The sequence below is a fragment of the Serratia sp. 2880STDY5682894 genome (assembly GCF_001537385.1).
Lineage (GTDB): Bacteria > Pseudomonadota > Gammaproteobacteria > Enterobacterales > Enterobacteriaceae > Serratia > Serratia nevei.
This window is the reverse complement of record NZ_FCJA01000006.1, coordinates 1-22,260: the sequence shown is the minus strand read 5'-3', so window position 1 is coordinate 22,260 and position 22,260 is coordinate 1. Positions and strand designations below refer to the sequence as shown.

At 59.4% G+C, this 22,260-nt stretch carries 24 protein-coding genes; 14 read left to right on the top strand and 10 right to left on the bottom strand.

Annotated elements, in window-relative coordinates; genetic code table 11:
* The first annotated feature begins 163 nt into the window (after window positions 1-163).
* The gene (tehB, locus tag AWX27_RS14470; protein WP_060423195.1) at window positions 164-1,027 is read left to right on the top strand and encodes an SAM-dependent methyltransferase TehB; all 864 of its coding nucleotides are present in this window, start codon (window positions 164-166) and stop codon (window positions 1,025-1,027) included.
* Here the strand turns inward: tehB and AWX27_RS14465 are convergent.
* Together AWX27_RS14465 and ada are read right to left on the bottom strand one after the other, a co-directional pair.
* Window positions 1,022-1,735 (bottom strand): 2OG-Fe(II) oxygenase, encoded by a 714-nt coding sequence (locus AWX27_RS14465; RefSeq protein ID WP_060423192.1) that lies wholly within the window; start codon window positions 1,733-1,735, stop codon window positions 1,022-1,024. The genes tehB and AWX27_RS14465 overlap by 6 nt on opposite strands.
* Complete coding sequence (gene ada / locus AWX27_RS14460) at window positions 1,732-2,787, bottom strand: bifunctional DNA-binding transcriptional regulator/O6-methylguanine-DNA methyltransferase Ada (protein WP_060423188.1); 1,056 nt, start codon at window positions 2,785-2,787, stop codon at window positions 1,732-1,734. Before ada ends, AWX27_RS14465 begins: the two co-directional genes overlap by 4 nt.
* Before the next feature lie 237 nt (window positions 2,788-3,024).
* On the opposite strand from ada, the gene leuE reads away from it, so the two are divergent.
* A complete protein-coding gene (leuE, locus tag AWX27_RS14455; protein ID WP_016928933.1) occupies window positions 3,025-3,663 on the top strand; it encodes a leucine efflux protein LeuE in 639 nt (212 codons plus the stop codon).
* A gap of 159 nt (window positions 3,664-3,822) precedes the next feature.
* A complete protein-coding gene (locus AWX27_RS14450; RefSeq protein ID WP_060423183.1) occupies window positions 3,823-5,322 on the top strand; it encodes an aldehyde dehydrogenase family protein in 1,500 nt (499 codons plus the stop codon).
* A 33-nt stretch (window positions 5,323-5,355) separates the two neighbouring features.
* Here the strand turns inward: AWX27_RS14450 and feaR are convergent, their stop codons facing one another.
* Complete coding sequence (feaR, locus tag AWX27_RS14445) at window positions 5,356-6,255, bottom strand: transcriptional regulator FeaR (protein ID WP_038873140.1); 900 nt, start codon at window positions 6,253-6,255, stop codon at window positions 5,356-5,358.
* A 222-nt stretch (window positions 6,256-6,477) separates the two neighbouring features.
* On the opposite strand from feaR, the gene AWX27_RS14440 reads away from it, so the two are divergent.
* Window positions 6,478-7,200, top strand: a complete 723-nt coding sequence (locus AWX27_RS14440; protein ID WP_049202307.1) for an acid phosphatase — start codon at window positions 6,478-6,480, stop codon at window positions 7,198-7,200.
* Window positions 7,201-7,235: 35 nt separating this feature from the next.
* On the opposite strand, the gene AWX27_RS14435 is transcribed toward AWX27_RS14440, so the two are convergent.
* Window positions 7,236-7,877 (bottom strand): DsbA family protein, encoded by a 642-nt coding sequence (locus AWX27_RS14435; protein WP_060423181.1) that lies wholly within the window; start codon window positions 7,875-7,877, stop codon window positions 7,236-7,238.
* A gap of 107 nt (window positions 7,878-7,984) precedes the next feature.
* Complete coding sequence (locus AWX27_RS14430; protein WP_060423177.1) at window positions 7,985-8,389, bottom strand: Exc2 family lipoprotein; 405 nt, start codon at window positions 8,387-8,389, stop codon at window positions 7,985-7,987.
* Between the two features lie 192 nt (window positions 8,390-8,581).
* Here AWX27_RS14430 and AWX27_RS14425 point away from each other — a divergent pair, with 192 nt between their 5' ends.
* Window positions 8,582-8,830, top strand: a complete 249-nt coding sequence (locus AWX27_RS14425) for a hypothetical protein (RefSeq protein WP_038873128.1) — start codon at window positions 8,582-8,584, stop codon at window positions 8,828-8,830.
* On the opposite strand, the gene AWX27_RS14420 is transcribed toward AWX27_RS14425, so the two are convergent.
* The gene (locus tag AWX27_RS14420) at window positions 8,827-9,594 is read right to left on the bottom strand and encodes an NAD(P)H-dependent oxidoreductase (protein ID WP_060423173.1); all 768 of its coding nucleotides are present in this window, start codon (window positions 9,592-9,594) and stop codon (window positions 8,827-8,829) included. The genes AWX27_RS14425 and AWX27_RS14420 overlap by 4 nt on opposite strands.
* 84 nt (window positions 9,595-9,678) lie before the next feature.
* Between AWX27_RS14420 and AWX27_RS14415 the strand changes: the two genes are divergently transcribed.
* Window positions 9,679-10,059, top strand: coding sequence for a winged helix-turn-helix transcriptional regulator (locus AWX27_RS14415; RefSeq protein WP_060423170.1), 381 nt, complete (start codon window positions 9,679-9,681; stop codon window positions 10,057-10,059).
* On the opposite strand, the gene AWX27_RS14410 is transcribed toward AWX27_RS14415, so the two are convergent.
* Window positions 10,056-10,637 (bottom strand): flavin reductase family protein, encoded by a 582-nt coding sequence (locus AWX27_RS14410; RefSeq protein WP_060423165.1) that lies wholly within the window; start codon window positions 10,635-10,637, stop codon window positions 10,056-10,058. The genes AWX27_RS14415 and AWX27_RS14410 overlap by 4 nt on opposite strands.
* 174 nt (window positions 10,638-10,811) lie before the next feature.
* Between AWX27_RS14410 and AWX27_RS14405 the strand changes: the two genes are divergently transcribed.
* From AWX27_RS14405 to AWX27_RS14385, 5 genes are all read left to right on the top strand, one after another.
* The gene (locus AWX27_RS14405; protein ID WP_060423162.1) at window positions 10,812-12,413 is read left to right on the top strand and encodes an ABC transporter substrate-binding protein; all 1,602 of its coding nucleotides are present in this window, start codon (window positions 10,812-10,814) and stop codon (window positions 12,411-12,413) included.
* 278 nt (window positions 12,414-12,691) lie between these two features.
* Entirely contained in the window at window positions 12,692-13,216 is a 525-nt protein-coding gene (gene cybB, locus AWX27_RS14400; RefSeq protein ID WP_072265465.1) for a cytochrome b561, read from the top strand.
* Window positions 13,217-13,269: 53 nt separating this feature from the next.
* A complete protein-coding gene (locus AWX27_RS14395) occupies window positions 13,270-14,556 on the top strand; it encodes a hypothetical protein (RefSeq protein WP_060423154.1) in 1,287 nt (428 codons plus the stop codon).
* Window positions 14,553-15,728, top strand: a complete 1,176-nt coding sequence (locus AWX27_RS14390) for a hypothetical protein (protein WP_060423151.1) — start codon at window positions 14,553-14,555, stop codon at window positions 15,726-15,728. The genes AWX27_RS14395 and AWX27_RS14390 overlap by 4 nt, the downstream gene beginning before the upstream one ends.
* Window positions 15,729-15,744: 16 nt before the next feature.
* A complete protein-coding gene (locus tag AWX27_RS14385) occupies window positions 15,745-16,449 on the top strand; it encodes a hypothetical protein (RefSeq protein ID WP_060423148.1) in 705 nt (234 codons plus the stop codon).
* 3 nt (window positions 16,450-16,452) lie between these two features.
* Here the strand turns inward: AWX27_RS14385 and AWX27_RS14380 are convergent, their stop codons facing one another.
* Window positions 16,453-17,568 carry a hypothetical protein gene (locus tag AWX27_RS14380; RefSeq protein ID WP_227818378.1) on the bottom strand — a complete coding sequence of 372 codons (1,116 nt, stop codon included), beginning with the start codon at window positions 17,566-17,568 and terminating at the stop codon, window positions 16,453-16,455.
* 485 nt (window positions 17,569-18,053) lie between these two features.
* Between AWX27_RS14380 and AWX27_RS14375 the strand changes: the two genes are divergently transcribed.
* Window positions 18,054-18,587 carry a hypothetical protein gene (locus AWX27_RS14375; protein ID WP_060423146.1) on the top strand — a complete coding sequence of 178 codons (534 nt, stop codon included), beginning with the start codon at window positions 18,054-18,056 and terminating at the stop codon, window positions 18,585-18,587.
* A gap of 51 nt (window positions 18,588-18,638) precedes the next feature.
* On the opposite strand, the gene AWX27_RS14370 is transcribed toward AWX27_RS14375, so the two are convergent.
* Window positions 18,639-18,857, bottom strand: a complete 219-nt coding sequence (locus AWX27_RS14370; RefSeq protein WP_015376761.1) for a TM2 domain-containing protein — start codon at window positions 18,855-18,857, stop codon at window positions 18,639-18,641.
* Between the two features lie 429 nt (window positions 18,858-19,286).
* Window positions 19,287-20,066, bottom strand: coding sequence for an alpha/beta hydrolase (locus AWX27_RS14365; protein ID WP_060423142.1), 780 nt, complete (start codon window positions 20,064-20,066; stop codon window positions 19,287-19,289).
* Between the two features lie 587 nt (window positions 20,067-20,653).
* Here AWX27_RS14365 and AWX27_RS14360 point away from each other — a divergent pair.
* Together AWX27_RS14360 and AWX27_RS14355 are read left to right on the top strand one after the other, a co-directional pair.
* Window positions 20,654-21,592, top strand: coding sequence for a VirK/YbjX family protein (locus tag AWX27_RS14360; RefSeq protein ID WP_060423137.1), 939 nt, complete (start codon window positions 20,654-20,656; stop codon window positions 21,590-21,592).
* Window positions 21,593-21,751: 159 nt separating this feature from the next.
* The coding region (locus tag AWX27_RS14355) for a paraquat-inducible protein A (protein ID WP_195904070.1) at window positions 21,752-22,260 on the top strand (509 nt) is incomplete at its 3' end.

Sequence of the window (22,260 nt, the reverse complement as noted above, 5' to 3'; positions counted from 1 at the left end):
GATGACATGAACAGCACTGAAATTAGCCCAGCCGCCGCGCACAATCCAGTATAAAGATATCGCCGCGCCTTCCCGTCAGGCCGCTATGTTCAAACGCCTCATAAAGATGTATTTTATATACATCATATAAATCACTTTGCTTGCCCAGCCAGAGGAGCCCCTTATGGAGCAGCAGCTGCTTTGCTATAAAACCCTGCCGGAATGGAACAGCGACACGCTGCCGGAAGCCTTCCGCCAGCGCCACAACACCCAGAGCGGCACCTGGGCGAAGCTCACCGTCCTGAGCGGCAGCCTGACGTTCGCCATGATGACCGAAGACGGCGCCACCACCGAGACCTGGCAGTTCAGCCCCGAAAGCCAGCCGCCGTTTATCGCACCGCAGCAGTGGCATCGCATCGTTTCCTTCTCGGACGACATGACCTGCCGGCTGGCGTTTTACTGCACGCCGGAAGATTACTACCACAAGAAATACGAACTGACGCGCACCCACTCTGAAGTGATCGAGGCGGCGGCGCGCATCGCGCCGGGCAAGGCGCTGGATCTGGGCTGCGGCGGCGGCCGCAATTCGCTCTATCTCAATCTGAAAGGTTTCGACGTCACCGCCTGGGACAAGCACGCGCCGTCGATAGACCGCCTCAATCAGATCATCGACGCCGAGCAGCTGACCCGCCTGAGCGCCAGCGTGCAGGATCTCAATACCCACCGCTTCAGCGGCGAATACGACTTCATCCTGTCCACCGTGGTGATGATGTTCCTCGAACGCCAGCAAATTCCGTCTATCGTGCAAAACATGCAGGACAGCACCGTGCGCGGCGGCCATAACCTGATCGTGGCGGCGATGGATACCGAGGATTATCCCTGCCCGCTGCCGTTCCCGTTCACCTTCAGCCCGGGTGAGCTGAAGCATTATTATCGCAACTGGGAGATCCTCAAATACAACGAAGACGTCGGCCAACTGCACAAGACCGACGCCGCCGGCAACCGCATCTCGCTGCGCTTCGCCACCCTGCTGGCGCGCAAGCTATAGCGCGTCGTGAAAGATAACCCCCAGCGTGTGGCGTTGGCCGGCGTGTATCCGGCTGACGCCGTGGCGCAGATTGACCCGATAGTAGCCTTTCACTCCCGCCACCGGCCGGTGATGCACGGCGAACACTACCGCGTCGCCCTGCTGCAGCGGCACCACCTCAGGCCGACTCTGCATCCGCGGCCGCTGTTCGGTCAGCACGAATTCGCCGCCGGTGAAGTCCCGTTCAGGGGCGGAAAGTAAAAACGCCACCTGCAGCGGAAACACCCGCTCGCCGTACAGATCCTGATGCAGGCAGTTGTAATCCCCCGCTTCGTAACGCAACAGCAGCGGCGTCGGCCGCCGTTGGCCGGCCCGGTGGCATTCGGCCAGGTAGGCCTCGTGTTCGGCGGGATAGCGCGCCGTCAAACCCAATAAGGTATTCCACCGGTTGGCCACCGGTGCCAGCCGTGCATACATCAGGCTGCGCACCTCGGCCACCGGAAGCGGCAGCGGATAGGCGAAATAGCGGTACTCGCCGCGGCCAAAACCGTGTCGCGCCATCACGACGCGGCTGCGGAAGTGCGCATCGTGCGGGTAGAACGCCGCCAGCTCGCGGCACAGGTCTTGGCTGAGCACGCCTGGCAACCGCGCGCAGCCCTGCGCATCGAGTTCGCGTTCAATCGCCGCCCAGTCCAATTCGGCCAGCCGCGCCGCCAGCGGGCCGCTCATCGCTGCGCCTCTTTTTCCAGCAAGGCTTGCTTGCGCTCGACGCCCCAGCGATAGCCGGACAAGGCGCCGTCGTTGCGCACCACCCGGTGACAGGGGATCGCCACCGCCAGCACGTTGGCGGCGCAGGCGCCGGCCACCGCGCGCACCGCTTTGGGCGCGCCGATGCGCCGGGCGATATCGGCATAGCTGACGGTCTCGCCGACCGGTATCGTCCGCAGCGCCTGCCAAACCCGCTGTTGAAACGCGGTGCCGCGAATATCCAGCGGCAGCGCCAACCCGTTCTCCGGCGCTTCAATCAACCCCACCACCTGCGCCATCAGCGCTTCATACTGCGCGTCGCCGCCGATCAGCTCGGCATTAGGGAACTTGTCCTGCAGATCCTGCACCAACCGCTGCGCATCGTCCCCCAGCAAAATGGCGCAGATGCCCACCTCGCTCTGTGCCGCCAGGATCTCGCCCAGCGAACAGCGCCCGACGGCGAAATGGATGCGTATGCCTTTGCCGCCCGCCCGGTAAGCCTTCGGCGTCATGCCCAGCGCGGCGTTGGCTTGCTGGTAGAAGCGGCCGTTGGCGCCATAGCCGGCGTCGAAGATCGCGTCGGTCACCGTCTCCTGCTGCGTAAGACCGGTGCGCAGCCGTTGGCTGCGCTGCGCGTCGGCATAGCCTTTCGGCGTCAGGCCGGTGATCGCTTTGAACAACCGGTGGAAATGGTATTGGCTCAACCCGACGTGGCGCGCCAGCGTCTGCAGCGACGGCGCTTTCTCCGCCCGTTCGATATAGCGGCAGGCCTCAGCTATCTGCCGCGCATGCTGCTCCGTCAACGGCGTCAGCCCCTGGCGGCAGCGTTTGCAGGGCCGATAACCCGCTGCCTCCGCCTGCTCGGCGTCGTCGAACAGCTCCACGTTTTGCCGGTTCGGCTGGCGTGACGGGCAAGAAGGTGAGCAATACACGCCGGTGGTTTTCACCGCGTAGATAAAGCGGCCGTCGGCGTGCTTGTCGCGGCTGACGATCGCCAGCCAGCGCGGATCGGCGCTGTCGATTACGTTTTTCATCATCCGTTCCTCACTGCGGTTTCGATGTTAACCAGCATAGTGACGGGCCGTTGGCGAAACACGCCGACTCTTGCTTTTTAATTCGGCGCCGACGTTTTCGACAATGTTTCGACAATTTTTAACCAACAACATGAAGTTTATTACGTTGCCAACCCGGTTGCACAGCGTTAGGATCGCGGCCGGCCACGGGCGTGGCCAGTGTTTTTGCCTGTTAGTTGCGCGCATGGAGAGGTTATTGTGTTAGAGAGTTTTGGCGTCCTGAATTTATGGACCTATTTGGCCGGGGTGGTCTTCATTATCATTCTGCCGGGGCCGAATACGCTGTACGTGCTGAAAACCGGCGTATCGCGCGGCGTGCGCGCCGGCTACACCGCAGCGCTCGGCGTATTCATCGGTGATGCGATCCTGATCTTCTGCGCCTATATCGGCGTGGCTTCGCTGATCCGCACCACGCCGTTCCTGTTTACCCTGGTGCGTTTTCTCGGTGCGATTTACCTGCTGTTCCTCGGCGCAAAAATCCTCTACGCCACCTTCGTGCAGAAGGCGCAGGCGCAACAGCAGCAGATTGAAGGCGGCCACAGCATTCTGCGCAAGTCGCTGACGCTGAGCCTGACCAACCCAAAAGCTATCCTGTTTTACGTGTCGTTCTTCGTGCAGTTCATCGACTTCAACTACGCGCACACCGGGCTGTCGTTCACCATTCTGGCGCTGATCCTCGAAGCCGTCAGCTTTATCTACATGAGCACGCTGATCTTCTCCGGCGCGATGCTGGCGCATTTCTTCAATCACAAGAAAGGCTTGGCGAAGCTCGGCAACGGCCTGATCGGCCTGCTGTTCCTCGGCTTCGCCACCCGTCTGGCAACCCTAAGTTCGTGATCCCTCCCGGCCGGCGCCCGCCGGCCGCGGTTTACTCGTTCGTCACGGCAAAATGACACGCAGGGCAAACCGAATGTCAGGCAGACCAAAGCCGCCGCTTTCCCGCTGATCTAGACTTGCAGGGTTAACGATAACCTGATGAGCCTGATCGGAGGATGTATGTCTGACAATACCGTAGCCGTGCTGGATAGCGTGTCGCGTTTTCTCGATCGTCAGCATGGGCTGTATATCGACGGCCAGTGGCGCGCGTCCGCCGCGGAAGGCCGCCTGGCGGTGTATAACCCCGCCAATGGGCAGCAGATCGCCACCACCGCCGACGCCAACGAGCAAGACGTCGCGCTGGCGGTGCAGTCCGCCCACAAAGCCTTCAGCGAAGGCGTCTGGGCACAGCGTCTGCCGGTAGAGCGCGAACGCATCCTGCTGCGCTACGCCGATTTGGTGGAGCAACACGCCGAGGAGCTGGCGCAGCTGGAAACCCTGGAGCAGGGCAAGTCCATCAACATCGCCCGCGCTTTCGAAGTCGGCAGCACCCTGAACTGGATGCGCTACACCGCCGGTCTGGCGACCAAAATCACCGGCCAGACGCTGGACGTCTCCATTCCGATGCCGCCGGGCGCCAAATATCAGGTTTATACCCGTAAAGAGCCGATTGGCGTAGTCGCCGGCATCGTGCCCTGGAACTTCCCGCTGATGATCGGCATGTGGAAAGTGATGCCGGCGCTGGCGGCGGGCTGCTCCATCGTCATCAAACCGTCGGAAACCACCCCGCTCACCCTGCTGCGCATGGCCGAACTGGCGAGCGAAGCCGGCGTGCCGCCGGGCGTGTTCAACGTGGTGACCGGCCGCGGCACCCTGTGCGGCAAGGCGCTGACCGAACATCCGCTGATCGCCAAAGTCAGCTTTACCGGCTCCACGCCGGTGGGCAAAAGCATCGCGCGCGCGGCGGCGGATCGCCTGACCCGGGTGACGCTGGAGCTGGGCGGCAAAAACCCGGCCATCGTGCTGAAAGACGCCGATCCGCAGCAGGTGATCGAAGGCCTGATGCTCGGCAGCTTCCTCAACCAGGGGCAGGTGTGCGCCGCCAGCTCGCGGATTTATATCGAAGCGCCGATTTATGACCAACTGGTGGCCGGTTTCGAACAGGCGGTGAAATCGCTGTCGGTCGGGCCGGGCATGGACACCGGCGCGCAAATCAACCCGCTGGTGTCGCTCGCGCACCGCAACAAGGTGGCGGCCTACCTGGACGATGCCCGGGCGAAAAACGCCGAGCTTATCGGCGGCGCGGCCGGGCCGGATGCCAACGGCTTCTACATCCCGCCAACGCTGGTGATCAACCCGGACGACAGGCTGAACCTGACGCGCGAGGAAGTGTTCGGCCCGGTGGTTAACCTGATTCGGGTAGCGAGCGCCGAAGAGGCATTGAGCAAGGCCAACGACACCGACTTCGGGCTGACCGCCAGCCTGTGGACCACCAGCCTGCAGAAAGCGATGGCGCTGACGCCGCGCATCCAGGCCGGCACCGTGTGGGTCAACACCCATACGCTGATCGACCCGAACATGCCGTTCGGCGGGTTCAAACAGTCGGGCAGCGGCCGTGACTTCGGCCCGGATTGGCTGGATGCCTACACCGAAACCAAATCGGTCTGCATCCGCTATTGAGTGAGGCGGCGCGGGCCTGGCCCGCGCCCTGACTTATTGATATTGCCGGCGGTACTCGCTCGGCGACATACCGAAACGCTGCTTGAAAGCGGTCGAGAAATGGCTGTGATCGGCAAACCCCCAGTCGAGGCCGACTCCGGCCAGCTTTTCCTGCCCGGCGGCACTGCGCAGCGCCTGCGCGCACAGATCCAGCCGGCGATTTCTGATGTACTGCGCCACCACCAGCCCCTGGCGGGCGAACAGCCGATACAGGCTGCGCAGCGACACCCCCAACTCGGCCGCCACCCATTCCGGGCGCAGCTGCGCCGACTGAATATGCCTGTCAATCAACGCCAGCGCCTTGTCGAAAACCGGCTGTTGCCCCTCCGGGCGCGCCTGTTCGAGCGCCAGCGCCGGGCGCAGCAGCGCCGCCAGCGCATTCAGCACCGCTTCGCTTTCCGCCGCGGCGAGCTGAGGATCCTGCATGCTGCTCAGCACCAGCTGGCGGCTGAGGCGCACCGCGCTGAGCTCTGCTCCGAGACGCTGGGCACAAGGCGGCGGCACCGGCAGGCAGCCGCGCGGCAACAGCAGTGAGATTTGGCGTGAATCGCGCTGGAAGGTGAAGCTGCTGGGCCGTGAGGCGTCGATCAGCGTGATGTCGCCGGGAGAGAGCACCGTCTGGCTCTCGCCCTGTTCCATCAACGCGCTGCCGCGCAGCTGGAAGACGGTAAAAAAGTGCGCGCCGTCGCTGCGGGCGATCTCGCGCGGCGTGCGGTACAGCCGGGCCTGAGACACGTCGACCACGCTCAGGCGCAGCGCATGGGCGCGGAATTCCTGCATCGCCCCGCTGAAGCCCGGCCCCAGCGTTTTCGCGCAGAATCGGCCGCAGGCGGTGTTGATTTTCCCCAGCCACTCTTCGAAGCCGACGTCCCGGAGCGTTGCCAATGCCGTCATGATCTCTCCCTTCAAACAGCAGCGGTGCTGCGCCGTTGAACAGAAAAACACCATAACAATCCGTTAACACACAATCAATGGCGAGCGGGGGATTTGGCGCCGCGATCACAGTTCACCCAGCGCCCGTCATCAATCCGCCACGAAACCGTCATCTCATCGTCACAGGCCTCACCAAAGATACAGACTGCTCCCCTTTCACTTTGATACCCTGGACATGACCCGATGAAATCGTTGCAGAAATCCGTTTTAGCGCTGTGTTTGTTTACCACCAGCGCCCTGACCGCGTTCCACGCGCAGGCGGCAGAGGAAGCCCAACCGTTCACCACCGCGCAGCAGGTGGATCTGACCCACATCCTGCCGCCGCCGCCGGCCAACGACTCGGCGCAGACCCAGCGCGAACTGCGGGAAGTGCTCGACATGCAGCAGAAACGCACGCCGGAAATGGCCAGCCAGGCCAAGGCGGATGCGGAAGAGAACGTCTGGGTGTACAGCAACGTGATGGGGCCGAAGTTCAACGCCAAAGCGTTGCCGGCCGTGAGCGCCTTCTTCGATCGCATCGTCGCCACCGAAGCGGCGGTGGTCGATCCGGCGAAAGATTTCTGGAAGCGCCCGCGCCCGCATATGCTCGACAGCCGCATCGAGCCGATCGTCAAGCGCTCCAGCTCCGGCTCCTGGCCTTCCGGCCACACCACGCTGGGCACGCTGATGGGCATCACCCTGGCCAACATGGTGCCGGAAAAGCGCGCCGCCATCATGACGCGCGCCTGGCAATACGGTGACAACCGAGTGGTGGCAGGGATCCACTACCCTTCCGATATCGAGATGGGCCGCATCGCCGGCAGCGTGATCAGCCAGCAGCTTTCACAGCAGCAGGATTTCCAGCAGCAGTACCGGCAAGCGCGCGACGAGCTGCGTCTGGCGCTGGATTTGCCTGCGGAAAAATAGACCCGGCGGCTAACATCGGGCCCTGACGGCCCGGTTTACGGCTGCTTGTCCAACAGGTAACGCACCACCGCCGCGTACTCTTTGGCGTAGCCTTCGACGCTGGTGCTGGCCATGCCGGCATTGTCTATCTTGTATTTGCCTGCCACGTAGAACGATGGGGTGCCGCGCACCTCGAACGCTTTCACCGCTTCGTTCTGCTTGGCGATCAATCCTTTGACCAGCAGGCTGTGACGCGCGTTTTCATAGGTAGCGGCATCGATGCCGGCCGCCGTGAACACCCGCTGAATATCTTCGGCGCCGTTGACGGCGCGCTGTTTCTGCACCGCATCGAACATCGCCCCTTCAATCTTGTCTTCCACGCCCAGCACCGTCGCCACCGCCCAGGCTTCGGTCAGCTCATTGCCCAGTTTGCCCATCAGGCTGACGTGGTACTTGGTGACTTTCTCACCGGCGGGCAGCGCCTGAGCAACGGTACTGCCTACGCGGTAGGTTTCGGCGAACTGATAGCAAGGGCCGCAGTAGAAGGAGAAAAATTCCACCACCGCCGGCGCGGCGCCCACCGGCTTATCCAGCCGGGTGTATTGCTCGCCCGCACGGTAATCCGCGGCCTGAACCACGGGCAACGCCAACATCAATACGACGGCGGCGGCGAACGAACGCTTAACTTTTGCCAACATAAACACTCCTGGTTTCGATTATGAACATCGTCCTTAGCGGCGGTTTTTATAATCAAATAACCGGCAGAAGGCCAGTTTTTATTACCTTCTGTTTATGTGGGATTCAGTCAGCGCCCTTCGTAGCCGTCCCAATAGGCACCTACCGCTTCCTGCGACAGCACCTGGCGACGCTTAGGATTGTCGGAGCCGCTGTAGGCGCGATTGATGAAAATGGTTTTGTGTTCCATGTTCTGCTGGAATTCCGGGCTGCCCAGATAGTCGGCCTTTTTCTGCGCCTCGCTGCGCGCCACGCCCGCCGCGCGATCCTTTTTCCCCCATTGGTAGAACTGTTCGAACATCGGCACGGCGTTTTTAATGCTGCCGTTCACATCGGTGCGGAATTGCGGATCGAAGTCATCGCGCGTTTGATAAACGTAATGCTTGGCATGCAGCTCCGCGCTGCTGAGGTGGTGGGTGCAGGCGCTGAGCGCCAACAGCGGCAACAGCAGCGCCGCGCTTTTCAGTTTTTTCATGTCGTCTGTCCCTGTCAGTGAGGAAGGTCCTTTAGCGCCAAGAGCATAGCGCCGGCCCCCGGTGAACGTCAAACGACAAATCGCGCATCACTTTGTTTTATATTAATATTATATACATTGATTGGTATTCATTGCCTGAAACACTATGCTTTAACAGAACAGGGTAAACACTCACCGACTGCGAGGCGGCCAATGAAACCGATCGACAAAAACGTGGGGGAGTACGACCTCACGGCGGAAAAAAAAGCGGGCATGATCACCGGCACTATCCGCGGCGAACTGCCGGACAGCGACGCCAACCTGCCGCTGGTGCCCTTCTCCGGCACCTTCGCCGGCCCGAGCGTGGCCGACGCCATCGCCGATATCCAGCAACAGTTCCCCGACATCGAACCGGCGATTATCGACGACTTGCGCGAGGAACTGCTGAAGGCCGGATTCTAAACCGGATCGCGGTGCCGCACGAACGGGCTGTAGACCGGCGCGCCGGGCTTCAGCGCCAGATCGGCGTCAAAATCGTCATTGCGGTTGAACGGTACCGCCGGCCAGGCGGCAAGATCGCTTAAGCCTTCCCGATACGCCTGCGTCACCTGCGCCAAAGCGGCGTTCTGCGCCTGCCGCTCCTCGCCCGCCAACCCGCCGCGCACGCCATAGACCAGGAACGGCTCCAGCACGCTAAAGCCGATATAGTGCAGCGCATGCATGATCGGCCACAGCATCAGCCGCATATCGCCGTCGCGCCCGTCCGGCGCACAGGCCTGAGCGGAAGCGCCGGCGGTAACGGTCAGCAGCGCCCGCTTACCACGCATCACGCCGTTCTCATGGCGGTGGCGGCTGTCGTACACCCCGCCGTAAACGAACACCCGATCCATCCAGCCCTTGAGGATGGCCGGTGCGCCGAACCACCAGAAAGGGAACTGCAGCACCAGCGTATCCGCCCAGCGCAGCAGCTCAACATGCCGCTGGATCTCCGCCGGCAGCGCCTGGATCGTCCAGTGATGGCGCTGTTCCTGCATCGCATCGAACCGGTCTGCCTGCTTTCTGCTGGGGTAATGGCCAGCGCCTTCGCGCGGATCAAACCCCTCCTGATACAGATCGACCGTCTTCACCTGGTGCCCCTGCGCCAGCCAGGCCTGCCGCGCCTGTTCGGCCAAATGGGCATTGAAAGAATGCGGCTCGGGGTGAGCCAGCACAATCAGCACGTTCATCCTGTTTCTCCCGCTGTAAGGTGGTGCTGCTATGCTGTGGCTTTATCGCATCCTTGGCAATTACGCACCTGAAGGTAACCCCCCATGGCCTATCCCGGCGACGTCTATTCGAGTAAATGCTCCGCGCGCGATGCGCTGGCGCTGATTTCCGGCAAGTGGGTGATGCTAATCCTGCCCGCGCTGACGCAGCGGCCGATGCGCAACGGCGAGCTGCTGCGCCGCATCGACGGCATTTCACAGAAGGTGCTGACGCAAACGCTGCGCCAGCTGGAACGCAACGGGCTGCTCGAACGGCTGGATTTAAGTGAAAAGAATCAGGCGCATGTGGAATACCGTCTCAGCGCCGTCGCCTGTTCGCTGGTCGAGACGCTGACGGCGCTGGACCGATGGGCGGAATACCATTTCCCCGAGCTGGACGCCGCCCGCGAGCGCTATGATGCCGACCGCAAGCGCACGGCCGATTAAAGCGGTTTGGCTCGCAGCGTCTCGCCACTGCGCACGAAGTTGCCCGCCCCCAGATGATGAATCGTATGCAGATCCGCATTGGCGGCGGTGAAGTTCCAGCGCCCTTGCTGGAACACCCGCTCGTCCGCCGCCGCGCTCAGCACCTCGCCGAAGCAGGTGTCGTATTTTTCCTGCGCGCCGCTTTCCGGTAATAAGCGGCACTCCAGCCACGCCACGCAGCCCTGTTCGATCAATGGTACCTGTAGGGTGGCGCTCGGCGCCGCGGCGATGTGGAAGCGGGCGAACTTGTCGTCATCCAGCCCGGACACGCTGCCGACCGCGTAGGTGGCGTCGATGAACATGGCCGCCGGCACGCAAATGCCGAATACGCCGCTCTCCTCGATCATTTGCCGGCTGTGCGCCCCTTTGTCCACCACGATGGCAATGCGCGGCGGGCTGAACTCCACCGGCATCGACCAGGCGGCGGCCATCACGTTGCGTTTGGCGCCGTCGCGGCTGCGGCTGGTGATCAATACCGTCGGGCCGTGGTTCAGCAGGCGGCTGGCGTGTTCGAGGGCGACAGGACGAAAGTGGCTCATCGGGAAATCCTTGCGAGTGAGTGATTGCCCAGCAGTGTAGATCTGCGCTGTGGCGGCAGGCAACGCAAGGCGCACAGAATGCGCAGCTGAGGCGCTTGTTACCCGTCGCGCCATCCGTTATCTATAGTTAAATCAATTCGCCGCTAACGGCTCCCCCCACCTGAGGATCTTGCCTTGACGTTTTCAAAACACCCTATCGCCGCGCTGGCGCTGGCAAGCGCCGGCCTGCTGTCGGCGGGCAGCGCGCTGGCCGCTTCCGATGCGCTGGTGTACTGCACCGTCGCCTCGCCGGAATCGTTCAACCCGCAGCTCTCCAGCTCCGGGCCGACCTTTATCGCCACCTCGCAGGTGCTGTACAACCGGCTGGTAACGCTGCGCGAAAGCGATAAAACCCCTGCCCCTTCGCTGGCCACCGAGTGGAGCGTCAGCCCGGACGGTAAGACCTACACCTTCACCCTGCGCCAGGGCGTAAAATTCAACAGCAACAAATATTTCACCCCAACGCGCGACTTCAACGCCGAAGACGTGGTGTTCACCGTGATGCGGCAGAAGGATCCCGCTAACCCGTATCACAAGGTCTCCGGCGGCAACTATGAATACTTCACCGACATGGGCCTGGATAAACTGATCGCCAAGGTGGAAGCGGTGGACGAGCATCACGTGCGCTTCACGCTGAGCCAGCCCAACGCCGCCTTCGTCGCCGACTGGGCGATGGATTTCGCCTCAATCCTGTCCGCCGAATACGCCGACGCCATGCTGAAAAAGGGCACGCCGGAATACGTCGACAACTGGCCGATCGGCACCGGGCCGTTCGCGCTGCAGCAGTACAAGCAGGATTCGCTGATCCGCTACATCGCCAACCCGCACTACTGGCAGGGCGAAGTGGCCAGCAAGCATCTGATCTTCTCGATTACGCCGGATCCGCAAACCCGGCTGGCCAAGCTGAAGACCAACGAATGCCAGATCATCCCCGCGCCGCTGCCGGAACAGTTCGCCGCCATCAAGGCCGACGGCAACCTGCAGCTGCACGACATCACCGGGCTGAACGTCGGCTATCTGGCGTTCAACACCCAGAAAAAACCGTTCGACAACCTGCTGGTGCGCCAGGCGCTGAGCTATGCAGTGGACAAGAAAGCGATCGTCGCCGCAGTGTTCAAAGACAGCGGCACGCCGGCCAACTCGCTGCTGCCGCCGGGCATGCTGGGCTACAACGATAAACTGCCGGAGTACGCCTACGATCCGCAGAAGGCGCGCGAGCTGCTGAAGCAGGCCGGGCTGGAGCAGGGCTTTGAGACCGACATCTGGTCGATGCCGGTACAGCGCCCCTACAACCCGAACTCGAAGCGCATCGCCGAGATGATCCAGAGCGACTGGGCGAAGGTAGGCGTGAAAGCCAAGATCGTCACCTGGGAGTGGGGCCAGTATCTGGCCGGGCTGCGCAAAGGCGAACAGCAGAGCGCGCTGTACGGTTGGGTGTCGGACAACAGCGATCCGGACAACTTCGCCACCCTGCTCGGCTGCGCCGGGGTGCAGAGCGGCGCCAACGTGGCGCGCTGGTGCGATAAGGATTACGACAGCCTGATCCAGCAGGCGATTCAGGAGAATCAGCCGCAGGCGCGCGCCAAGCTGTATCAACAGGCGCAGGTGATCTTCGCCAAACAGGCGCCGTGGCTGCCGCTGGCCACCGGCAAAGTGTTCTACGCCACCCGCAGCAACCTGAGCGGCTACGTGGTGGACGTGAACGGCAGCGACTTCGCCAAGGCCAAATTGAACTGATCCCAGGCGCCGCGGCGAGAGCTGCGGCGCTACCCGCCTCATCGCTTAATAAGCTGCCAGCCTCTGAACCTACCGCGCATTAACTTCACAACTTACGATGCTAGCGCCCTCCCCTGCCGCCAGGCATTTAATCCACTAAGTTCATAGCTTAATAAGCGGCGTAATCCCTGGCATTTTGCTTAAACTGCACGCAGGCGCTTTCCTCGCCTGTAACATTTCGTTACCATCGGCACACAGACCCTTTAACATCAAAAGGTAACCCGGTGCAGAACACCTACATGCCGTGGCAAATTCGCCTGCACTGGCTGGTGGCGATCCTGCTGGTCATCACCTGCGTCACCATCGAGCTGCGCGGCTTTGCCGAACCGGGCAGCGCCCCCTGGTACGTGCTGGTTGTCACCCACTTCAGCTGCGGCGTAACGGTGTTTGCGCTGATGATCGCCCGCCTGTTCCTGCGCTGGCGCCACCCTTCGCCCGCTATCGTGCCCAAACCGCCGAAGTGGCAAACCGGCCTGGCGCACCTGACGCACACCCTGATTTACCTGCTGCTGCTAACGCTGCCGGTACTGGGGGTGTACTCGCGCTATCTGGGCGGCAAGGAGTGGTATCTGTTCGGCCTGCCGATGCCGTTCGCCGACGTGGCGGATCGGCCGCAGGCGCGGATGATTATCGGCTGGCACAAAACGCTGGCGTCGTTCGGCTACTGGCTGATCGGCCTGCATGCCGCCGCCGCGCTGTTCCACCACTATATCGTCAAGGACAATGCGCTGGTGCGCATGCTGCCACTGATGAAAAAGCGCTGACTACCCGGCGCCAGGGATGAATTTTCGGGCCACGCCCGCTGACAGGGAATGACATGCAAACCCAATTTTTTCATGTGACCGTCGAGCAATGCGCTAGCCAACAGACGGCGCCCGACAACCTGGTGAGGATCATCGCTTCCGGCCAGACGTTCTTTTTTTACCGTGACGACTTCAGCGACAGCGAAAATCTGCTGGCCAGGCTCGCCGCCGGCGATCGGGTGAAGATTGGCGCCCACCGCCTGCAAGACGGCAGCTATTGGCTGCACTGGCTGCTACACAGCACTAAAGGCCGGCTGGAGCCAGACAGAACGCTGAAATACAAGCTGAAATACTTCGCCCTGCTGGTGCTGGGCGCGGCGCTCACCGGCGGTTTCCCGGCGGCCTTTTTCATCATGGACCGAGAAGATTCCTGGCTGACCATCGCCCTGTTCTTTATCGCCATTATCGCCGGCCTTATCGGCATCGGCCTGGTGCTGTTCGTCGGTTCGGAGCTCCTGCTGATAGCGCACCGCGGCCGCAGGCGCCTGCTCAGGGCTCTGGATCGCGTGCTGCTGGGGCAAGACGTCACGCCGCCCGGCTCACTCAGCCTGAAAATTCCCGGCATCAAATACCGGGCCGTCCGTGCAGACGCAACGCCAGTGCCCACAACGCAACAAACCGAGTTCCCCCTCCCTGACGGCGTCGAGGCCTCCGGCATCGAGACGGTCAACGCCCTGAGCTACGAACTCCGCGACTATAAGCTCCCGCGGCAGGTGCAGTATTTGGACACTTATGCGTGGCGCCAGAAGGAGACGCACTTCGCGTTGACGACCCGCGCGCTCAACGTCCCCAATACCAAACTGCATCCGGTATTTCGTCGGCAACATCCGCTTTTCATCGCCAAAGGCGATCCGCTGCAGGTGCTGTATTGCGAAAACGACACCGTCCCCGAGTTGCCGACGGTGCGTGGGATCATCAATCACCGCGACCGCCAAACCTATCTCATCGGCAGCAGCCGCTACTTCACCGAAGCCGGCCTTAACCTGAGCACGCGCGTCGTCTTCATCCTCGGCGCGATCATGATGTGTTTGATGCTCGGCATGATCGTGTGGGATAACGCCGATACCCCAGCGGGCTTTTACCTGGATGCCTGGACCCTGAAGCGCCTCGGCAGTGAATTGCCGCCGATTCTGCTGCTGATGATGTTGATGGTCAGCGGCCTGGCGCTGTTGATCGAGGGCTTCGCCCAGATCTGCCGCCTCTACGCGTTTGACCAGCACCGCACGTTTAAAACCTTCAAATACCTGCGCCATCTGCGCCGCAGGCTATGGCGGCAGGAACAGGTGACGGAGCTGAAATGATGACGTTAGCGCTTTATAAAAGACCCCTTATTATCCTGATGCTGTTTTTGGCCAGCGCGCTGGGCGTCTATTTCCTCGCCCCTGAACAACGCTATGCACAGTGGCAATGGACCCAGAGCGACGAAGCCTTGCCGACGATAGCCCGTTACGATCTCATCCACAGCTACCCGGCGCAGGACGGTGCTCTGCTGCTCATCAGCAAAAGGAGTGAACGCGGGGCCTACAATAGCTTTTACGGCTGGGCGGCCAGCTACCTCAGCCAGGTGTTATTCACCGGCCCGAAGGGGTTGCAGATGCTGGGGCAACTCGACGAATCGATCTACGATGCGGTTTGCGTCGAGCAGGAGTGCGCGCTTTTTCTGTCCAAGGGGCGCCGGCTGGTCGATGTGCAACGGGGCACCCTCGGGGCGCTGATCCCCTGGCCGGAGGGCGACGACAACCAGCCTTCCTTTATCGGCGGCAAACTGGTGGCGCTGCCGGGGCAACACGCGCTGTATTTCATCAGCACCGAAGGCGTATTCTACAGCCCGGACTTTGGCGCCCATTGGCGGCAAACGCTGGATCTGCCGGCGCAGCTGGACGCGCGGCAGCTGCTGGGCTTTGAGCGCGGCGAGGAGGACTCACCGACGGTTAACGCCGCCGGAAAGCGCAAATCCATGCCCGAGATCTTTACCGCCGTTGATGGCGAACGCGTGCTGTTCTGGATGAACCCGGTGCTCGGTTCCGGCGCCCTGCACATCGCCGTTAACGGCAAAACCGGCGAGGTGGCCGAACTGCATTGGCTAACGGTGCGCGTGAAGGAAAGCGCCCAGGCCCCGGATGGCGGCATCTACCTGATCGCGCAAACGCTGGACAGGGGGCTGTATCAGCTCCTGCGTTATCAATCTAGCGGGCAGCTGACGGTGCTGTTGGAAAACGGCGATAAATCGCTGTATCAGCTGTGGGCGGGCAACGACAAGCTGGTCGCCCAAACGGATAACGGCGATGCGCGCCTTTCGCTGATTTTCGATCTGCGCTCATCCGACGTGCGCTACCGGCAGCCGTTGGAGTACCGCTACAACGGGCGCGACGACGCACGTCAGACCGTGATCGAACCGGAAAGCCACTATGGCGATGACGGGGAGACCCCGCCACTGCCCTACTTCGTTCGCTATCGTTCCACCACGCCGTGAACATGAGGAACCTGCCATGCTGCTAGGTTATGGCGCCGGCGCCGCAGGATTGCTGGCGCTGTTGTTGGCCCTGCTGCTCACCGGTATCCTGCTCACCTGGTGGGGCTGGCGCTACATCGCCGCCCGCTGCGGCCGACCGCGACCGCCGCTCTCCTGGGGCGGCTATCTGCTGGCCTCGGCGCTGGCGGTCTACCCGGTGGCGTGCGCGCTGATGCTGATCGGCATGGCCATCCAGGACATCAAGAGCCAGCGGGCGGAAGATCGTTGGAATCAACGCAGCTACCTGACGCTCGACGAGGCAAAGCCGTTCGGTGAAATCACGCTGCCGAAGGGAAGCTGGGTAAATCGGCAGGAGCCACGCCTGCCCGGCACCGAAGACAGCCCTATCACGATGGACGGCGTGACCGCCGTGCGTTTTCCTCAGCCACAGAGCGTGGCCGGCGTGCCGATCATCGCCTTTGAGGTTTTACCGCCGGTGATGGAGCTGGCAGGTGCGCATACCTTCACCCGTCCAACCGGCCAAAGGGTGCGCTGCGAAGCCGGCTGGCTGGTCACCTTCTTGTTGCCGCCGGATCGGCCGGCTCCGCAGTGGGAGGAGTGGCAGGCCGGGCTGCCTGCGGCGGCGTTTCGGCCCAGCGGTTGGGCCTTTAGGGAGTGCTTCTCCGGCAGCCCGATCGCCGTACTGACCTTGCACAACGGCGAAGTCAGGGTGCTGCCCTAAGCCTTACGCCGTGGCGTTGGGCAAGCGCACGGTCACGCGGTTATTGGCCGTGGGCAGCTGCAGCGGCGCTTCCTGCCAGCTCACCGCGATAACCAAGACCGGCGGCGCCGCTACGCGCGGCGCACGCCCGTCGGGCCCCACGCCGTAGGCATCCCATTCAATCACGAACACGCCGCCGTCTTGCGGCTCGACCCGCTCGACGAAAAAAGTGGTGTCCGAACCGCGCCCGCCCGCCGGTTTGTGCGCGTGAGAGAGCAGGCTGAACCACTCGCCGGCGAAGTACAGATGGTACAGACCATCGACAATATGCTCGCCGTGGAACTGGCAGCCGCCGACGCTCAAGCCGTCACCCGCCGGGGATTCCGCCACGCGTTCGAGATCGCGCACAAAACGATCCGTCGGCCGGTTATCCAGCAACAGCTCATAAGGGGGCGCGTGCAGCAACGCGGCCGGATCGTCCGCCTGGCGCAGATCCGCCGGCAACATCGAGCGCGCCGCCAGCGCCCGCCCACTGGGTAAGGCGATCGCCAGACGATCCGCCGGATCCTCAGTCCACTGAGGCACCCACAGACCGCGCAGCTGACGCAGCGGCGTAGCCTCCGCCTGCCGACACCTCGCCCGCAGCCGCGCCAGCGCCTCAGCGGAACCGGCGGCCAACGCGTCCTGCTCGCGATCGGTCAATGCAGGCAGCGCGTACACCACTCGGGCGGCAGGCTCGTACACCGTCAGCCCCTCACCCTCGCGGCTGCGGGTCGGGATCAGGCGCAGCTTGCCGCCGTCCACGTCCTGCGGCGCGGCACAGGCGCTATGCACAATCGCCCCGTCACGCAGCAGCAGCGTCCAAAAATTGGGGCCGCCCATGCCCAGCTCCCCCACGCCGCCAATCTGCCGATCGCTGTCGCCGGCGTGCGCCATCTCAATCGGCTGCGAGCGCCAGTCGGTCTTGCGCCATTCTGCCGCCTCTGCGGGGTCTTGCGCGCTTTTAGCGGCGTACTTCGCCCATTGCAGCACGGCAAACAGCGCGATGCACAGCACGCCGAAAACCGGGTGATCCTGCCAAATCAACAACCAACCGACGATCAAAAGGGCCCAGGCGGCCATGGCGATATCCTTTTCCACGAGAAAACCGCCTGATTCTAGCTCAGGCGGTTAGCGGGGTTGAAGCCTATGCCATGAATAATTAGCCGTTAAATAGAAAGGTAATAATTTCATCGTTATTTCTGTGACTGTGAAGATCACATAAATAACGCTTCACAGAGTTGATTTCAACGTAAAAAGATAACCCTCTGTATCTCAATGCAATATTCGCAACCCCATTAAAAGCCAAAAGATAAAAGAGGAAAAAAACCGCAATAATTTGTGTATATTCTAAACATTGACTATGTTTAGACATACTATTTATATGCAGGTAAAAACGCTGAATAAAAAAGTGAAAGGCGTTTAGCAAAGTTGAATCACCCCCGCTAACCGCGAGGGTGGAAAAACATTCTATAGCAATATTCCGATGGGATTTTATTTCCACGGAACGGGTAACCTTGCGTTTTATCAAGCCAATAGGCTACACACCGCAATTAATATCATTATTAGTATTCCGGAGAGCGACAATGAAAATCGTTACAGGCATCATCCTTACCTCTGTAGCCGCCTTCAGCGGCGCGGCTTACGCGGCCGATGCGCAGCCTACCACCGGCAGCGCGGCAGTGACGCTGGAACACGTGCACGCCGTGATGGAAAACGGCAGCCCGGCTCCACAGCACGACGCCGCCTGCAAAAAAGAACTTTCCATGCCGGAATCGAAATATATGGGCATGAAGGTTAAAACCGATTACACCATTAACAGCAGCACCATGATGATGTCGGCCAAATCGATGTTCCCATCACCGGATTCCATGAAGCCCATGGAGCTGACGGTCGATCTCTCCGCGTTGGGCCTGGCGGATGTGTATGCCTTCGGCGCCTTTAAACCGGCCGCACTGCCGCAGGCCTATATTTATTTCACCATCGACAAGGATTTTAAAAATCCGGTCAGCACCTTTATGATCATCAACCAAGGCAAGCAATATAACTGCGTAATCTCCAGCTCGAATAAAATGATGAGCAAAGAGATGCGCGGCAAGATGATGATGAAAAAACAGTAGCGGAATGAAAAGCGGCGCTCCCCTTAACAGGAAGCGCCGCCAGAAAACGCGTTAAATCAGACCAGGATTGTATTTCTGGTTGAATTTCTCTTCCGACTGGAACAGATAAATAATGCCTTCGATAAAGCCGACAATCGCCGGGATCCCCGTCCAGCAGAACAGCAGGTAGAACAGCCCCCACCACTTCATGCCTAAGTAAAACTTGTGAATGCCCAACCCACCCAGGAAGATGGCCAGCAGGGCCGCCGCGAGCTTGTCTTTTCTGCTCATAGTGCACTTCTCCTAACTTCTCACCGAACCACCGGCATGTCCAAAAAACGGATGCCGCTCCACAGAGCGCCGCATCGCAATGCTTGAGGAGAAAACATTCATCCATCAAGACTCAACAGGGGTAATTATAACAGCGGATGATTAAACGGTTGTTTAACCGGCGAAAAGGTAAGCAAAGGGAAGCATGGGAGGTGAGGCGACAGACGCCCGGTTTCGGCTCAAAAAGCACGTACGCTTGCAGGATCTCGTCGGCATAATAGATGGACGACAATGATCCCGCAGCAGTCATTATAAGAGATAAGGTTAAAACAGATTTTCATTGTCTGATATTGGCATACCGTTCTCATTTTTAGTTTCCCTGGTGAATACCTGCAGACGGCTAAAAGCGGCTCACTTGCAGGCGTTCAAAAAAATGATCGCATCACGCCACTAAAGCCCATCACTTTGAATATTATGCGCCGCAATCGCATTCGCCATCAGTGCATAATCCTTGATGACCCCCGAGTGACGACGCCCTGAGCAGAAAATAAAAGCACAGCGTTGCTCATCTTCGATCAGTTTTTTTGCCAGATGCCTGACTCGCAATTTGGGTGTTGCATTAATTCTGGTCACCCGCTCTCTTTCAGTTTGATTGCTTTGCGGATGAACCTTTTCTTCATACTCGCCGATCATCAGGGTTATTTTATTAACGCTTTCAGCGATTGTTAACTTGCCATCAGGAAGCAACGCGCCATTCCCCCACCAGATCGATGGGCTGGCTGCCAGATAATTTTGAAACGCGTCAGAATGGTTCAACAACGTATAAAGTACAAAATGCCCGCCATGTGAATGACCTGCCAGCGTTTGTTTGTCTTTATTGATTGAGTAGTGTGACTCAATCCAAGGCTTAACGCGTGTGGTGATAAACTGATAAAATGCCGGCGCTCCGCCACCGTCAATAAACTCTTTATCATCAGAGGGAACCGTATAGTCGCGGGTTCTTGCCTTTAGTCTATCCACCCCATCCTGATAGCCGATGCCGACATAAAGAATATTGTCGTTACTTCTGTACCGATGGCGTTCAGTCAGCCTGGAGAACTGAGTATTGGCATCGAGAAAGTAAAGCGCTTTTAAATCGCCATGTGCTTGCTTGTCATGAGCAATAAAAACTCTATAACGCTGATCATTAAAGCTAAAGTCCTTCGTTCTTGAAATCAAACATCCACACATAACAACCTCACTTTATAAACAAGCCAGTAATTTAACACTGGCGATAATGTCTTTTCCCAGATGAGGGAAAAGACGGTGAGGTTCAACCGTAGCAACAGATTATTCTGCTTACGACGCTTGCTGGTTGTGTGAATGATTAAACAAACACACTAATATATATACCTGGCAGCACATTATCACTCAGCAACAAACAGAGAACTCTCCCACAAATAGGTATTTGACGCCGGCACCGCATTTTTCTTACAAGGCAGGCGTTACCAATAATTGTCCTATTCAGAAAAAATTTATCGGAAAGCCGTTCACCCTATGCACTATTTTCAACCTTACCATGTCACTTCAATACATTGATTAAAGTTGCAGCTACATTCTCCGCAAGTAGCACTGCTCACCAACCAGGTGCACAACCTGAACCGCATGCGCAAAAGGCCGGCCGAAGCAGACTCAGGACGACATGCTGTCCGGTTAAAAGCGCCTTCTCCATCAAATCTTGATAGATTATGGATAATAAATTAACAATCCCCCATTAAAATATCAAGAATGCCGTCAATTAATAAACGAAAAATCAAAATAAAAAACGCACTTATAGGATGGAAATCTTGAAAAGAAATATTATCTTAGAATTACTCTCGGGACAGATCGTCCCTGGTCCGGCGTGGAGGAAAAAGAGCTTCCGTGCAAAGTTCTTGCTTCGCCTTATTTTATACTATTCATCGACTAAAAAATCACTATCCATTTTAACTCTACAGAGTGAGTTGAAATCGATGCTATATAATCAAGACACATTCCCGTGTAAAACGCACCGGCAATACTTGACGCGCAACCTCAATGCCAAACAACGTGCATCGGCAATTGTCAGCCATTACCGGTATGTGTCCTCTCTCAGTAACAAAGCACTGTCCAGCGCGCTGATATCGCGAGAAGAAACGATTTTGGCGGAATTCACCGGCAGAGAGAAAGCTCGTTTTACCATTTCGGCCTCTTGTGCGCACAAAGCAGAACGAGAGGGCGAGTCAACGCTATGGTTGCGTGGCGACAATAAAGAACTGCTCGCCAGCGCGACCTTTTCTGCCGTGTCCGAGAGGGCCGAATGGCATTTCGTCATTGGTGGCCTGCAAGGTCCTGGACGGCATGTCCCTCACGAGACCATCAAAGAAGCTACGCGCGCTCTGTCGGGTATTTTCCCCAAACGTGTTTTGATGGAGTTTATTAGCCGCCTCGCTGATCTCACCGCGGTACACGCTATTTATGGCGTCAGCGATAATGGACACGTTTTTCGCTCACTGCGGTATCGAATGAGTAAAGGCCGACATTTGCATGCAAGTTACGACGATTTCTGGTCGTTGATAGGTGGGGTAAAACAGAATTCGTGGCGCTGGCAGCTGCCATTGACGTTTGAAAGAAAATCTTTGGAACATATCCCCAGTAAAAAGCGGGCGGAGTATCGCCGACGTTTTCAGATCATAGACGATATAGCAGAGCAAGTGCGCACGCTTAATACGACTAACCTCTGCGCGAAAATCGCTTAATGAAACTATCATGATCATTCTTGGGACCGTTTTTTGAGTCAAATACCCCGTACATTGCCCCCCAATTGCAGGGAAAACCAGTTGCCATCCTTCTGTCGGCCAGCGCTACAGCACATCGACGCGTCGTCACACGATAAGACGCTTTGCCCGCAGTGCGACATGCTGGTGGCGCTACCGCCGCTGGCCTATGGCAGCAAAGCGGTATGCCCGCGCTGCAAAACCACGCTCAGCGTCCGCTGGGACGAACCGCGCAAGCGGCCGATCGGTTACGCGCTCAGTGCCTTGTTCATGCTGGTGCTGGCCAACATTTTCCCGTTTATCAACATGCGCGTCGCCGGCCTCGGCAACGAAATCCGGCTGATTCAAATTCCGGAGGTCATGGTGGCGGAAGATTACGCCAGTATGGCCACCTTGTTTATGGTGTTCGTGCAGCTGATCCCGGCGTTTTGCATGGTGGCGATCGTTCTGCTGTGCGCCAAAGTGCGCTTGCCGCTGGGGCTCAAAGAGTGGATGGCCCGGGTGCTGTTCCAGTTCAAAACCTGGTGCATGGTGGAAATTTTCCTCGCCGGGGTGCTGGTCAGCTTCGTCAAGCTGATGGCCTACGGCGATATCGGCATCGGCAGCAGCTTCGTGCCTTATTGCCTGTTCTGCCTGCTGCAGGTGCGCGC

What these genes read in the sequence shown, in the direction of transcription:
- AWX27_RS14425 (WP_038873128.1), top strand. Translation starts at nt 8,582, where the DNA reads ATGAAACCGATCGACAAAAACGTGGGGGAGTACGACCTCACGGCGGAA.
- AWX27_RS14440 (WP_049202307.1), top strand. Translation starts at nt 6,478, where the DNA reads ATGAAATCGTTGCAGAAATCCGTTTTAGCGCTGTGTTTGTTTACCACC.
- AWX27_RS14450 (WP_060423183.1), top strand. Translation starts at nt 3,823, where the DNA reads ATGTCTGACAATACCGTAGCCGTGCTGGATAGCGTGTCGCGTTTTCTC.
- AWX27_RS14430 (WP_060423177.1), bottom strand. Translation starts at nt 8,389, where the DNA reads ATGAAAAAACTGAAAAGCGCGGCGCTGCTGTTGCCGCTGTTGGCGCTC.
- AWX27_RS14360 (WP_060423137.1), top strand. Translation starts at nt 20,654, where the DNA reads ATGGAAATCTTGAAAAGAAATATTATCTTAGAATTACTCTCGGGACAG.
- ada (WP_060423188.1), bottom strand. Translation starts at nt 2,787, where the DNA reads ATGAAAAACGTAATCGACAGCGCCGATCCGCGCTGGCTGGCGATCGTC.
- AWX27_RS14375 (WP_060423146.1), top strand. Translation starts at nt 18,054, where the DNA reads ATGAAAATCGTTACAGGCATCATCCTTACCTCTGTAGCCGCCTTCAGC.
- AWX27_RS14415 (WP_060423170.1), top strand. Translation starts at nt 9,679, where the DNA reads ATGGCCTATCCCGGCGACGTCTATTCGAGTAAATGCTCCGCGCGCGAT.
- AWX27_RS14465 (WP_060423192.1), bottom strand. Translation starts at nt 1,735, where the DNA reads ATGAGCGGCCCGCTGGCGGCGCGGCTGGCCGAATTGGACTGGGCGGCG.
- feaR (WP_038873140.1), bottom strand. Translation starts at nt 6,255, where the DNA reads ATGACGGCATTGGCAACGCTCCGGGACGTCGGCTTCGAAGAGTGGCTG.
- AWX27_RS14390 (WP_060423151.1), top strand. Translation starts at nt 14,553, where the DNA reads ATGATGACGTTAGCGCTTTATAAAAGACCCCTTATTATCCTGATGCTG.
- AWX27_RS14365 (WP_060423142.1), bottom strand. Translation starts at nt 20,066, where the DNA reads ATGTGTGGATGTTTGATTTCAAGAACGAAGGACTTTAGCTTTAATGAT.
- AWX27_RS14395 (WP_060423154.1), top strand. Translation starts at nt 13,270, where the DNA reads ATGCAAACCCAATTTTTTCATGTGACCGTCGAGCAATGCGCTAGCCAA.
- AWX27_RS14370 (WP_015376761.1), bottom strand. Translation starts at nt 18,857, where the DNA reads ATGAGCAGAAAAGACAAGCTCGCGGCGGCCCTGCTGGCCATCTTCCTG.
- AWX27_RS14410 (WP_060423165.1), bottom strand. Translation starts at nt 10,637, where the DNA reads ATGAGCCACTTTCGTCCTGTCGCCCTCGAACACGCCAGCCGCCTGCTG.
- AWX27_RS14435 (WP_060423181.1), bottom strand. Translation starts at nt 7,877, where the DNA reads ATGTTGGCAAAAGTTAAGCGTTCGTTCGCCGCCGCCGTCGTATTGATG.
- cybB (WP_072265465.1), top strand. Translation starts at nt 12,692, where the DNA reads ATGCCGTGGCAAATTCGCCTGCACTGGCTGGTGGCGATCCTGCTGGTC.
- AWX27_RS14420 (WP_060423173.1), bottom strand. Translation starts at nt 9,594, where the DNA reads ATGAACGTGCTGATTGTGCTGGCTCACCCCGAGCCGCATTCTTTCAAT.
- tehB (WP_060423195.1), top strand. Translation starts at nt 164, where the DNA reads ATGGAGCAGCAGCTGCTTTGCTATAAAACCCTGCCGGAATGGAACAGC.
- AWX27_RS14385 (WP_060423148.1), top strand. Translation starts at nt 15,745, where the DNA reads ATGCTGCTAGGTTATGGCGCCGGCGCCGCAGGATTGCTGGCGCTGTTG.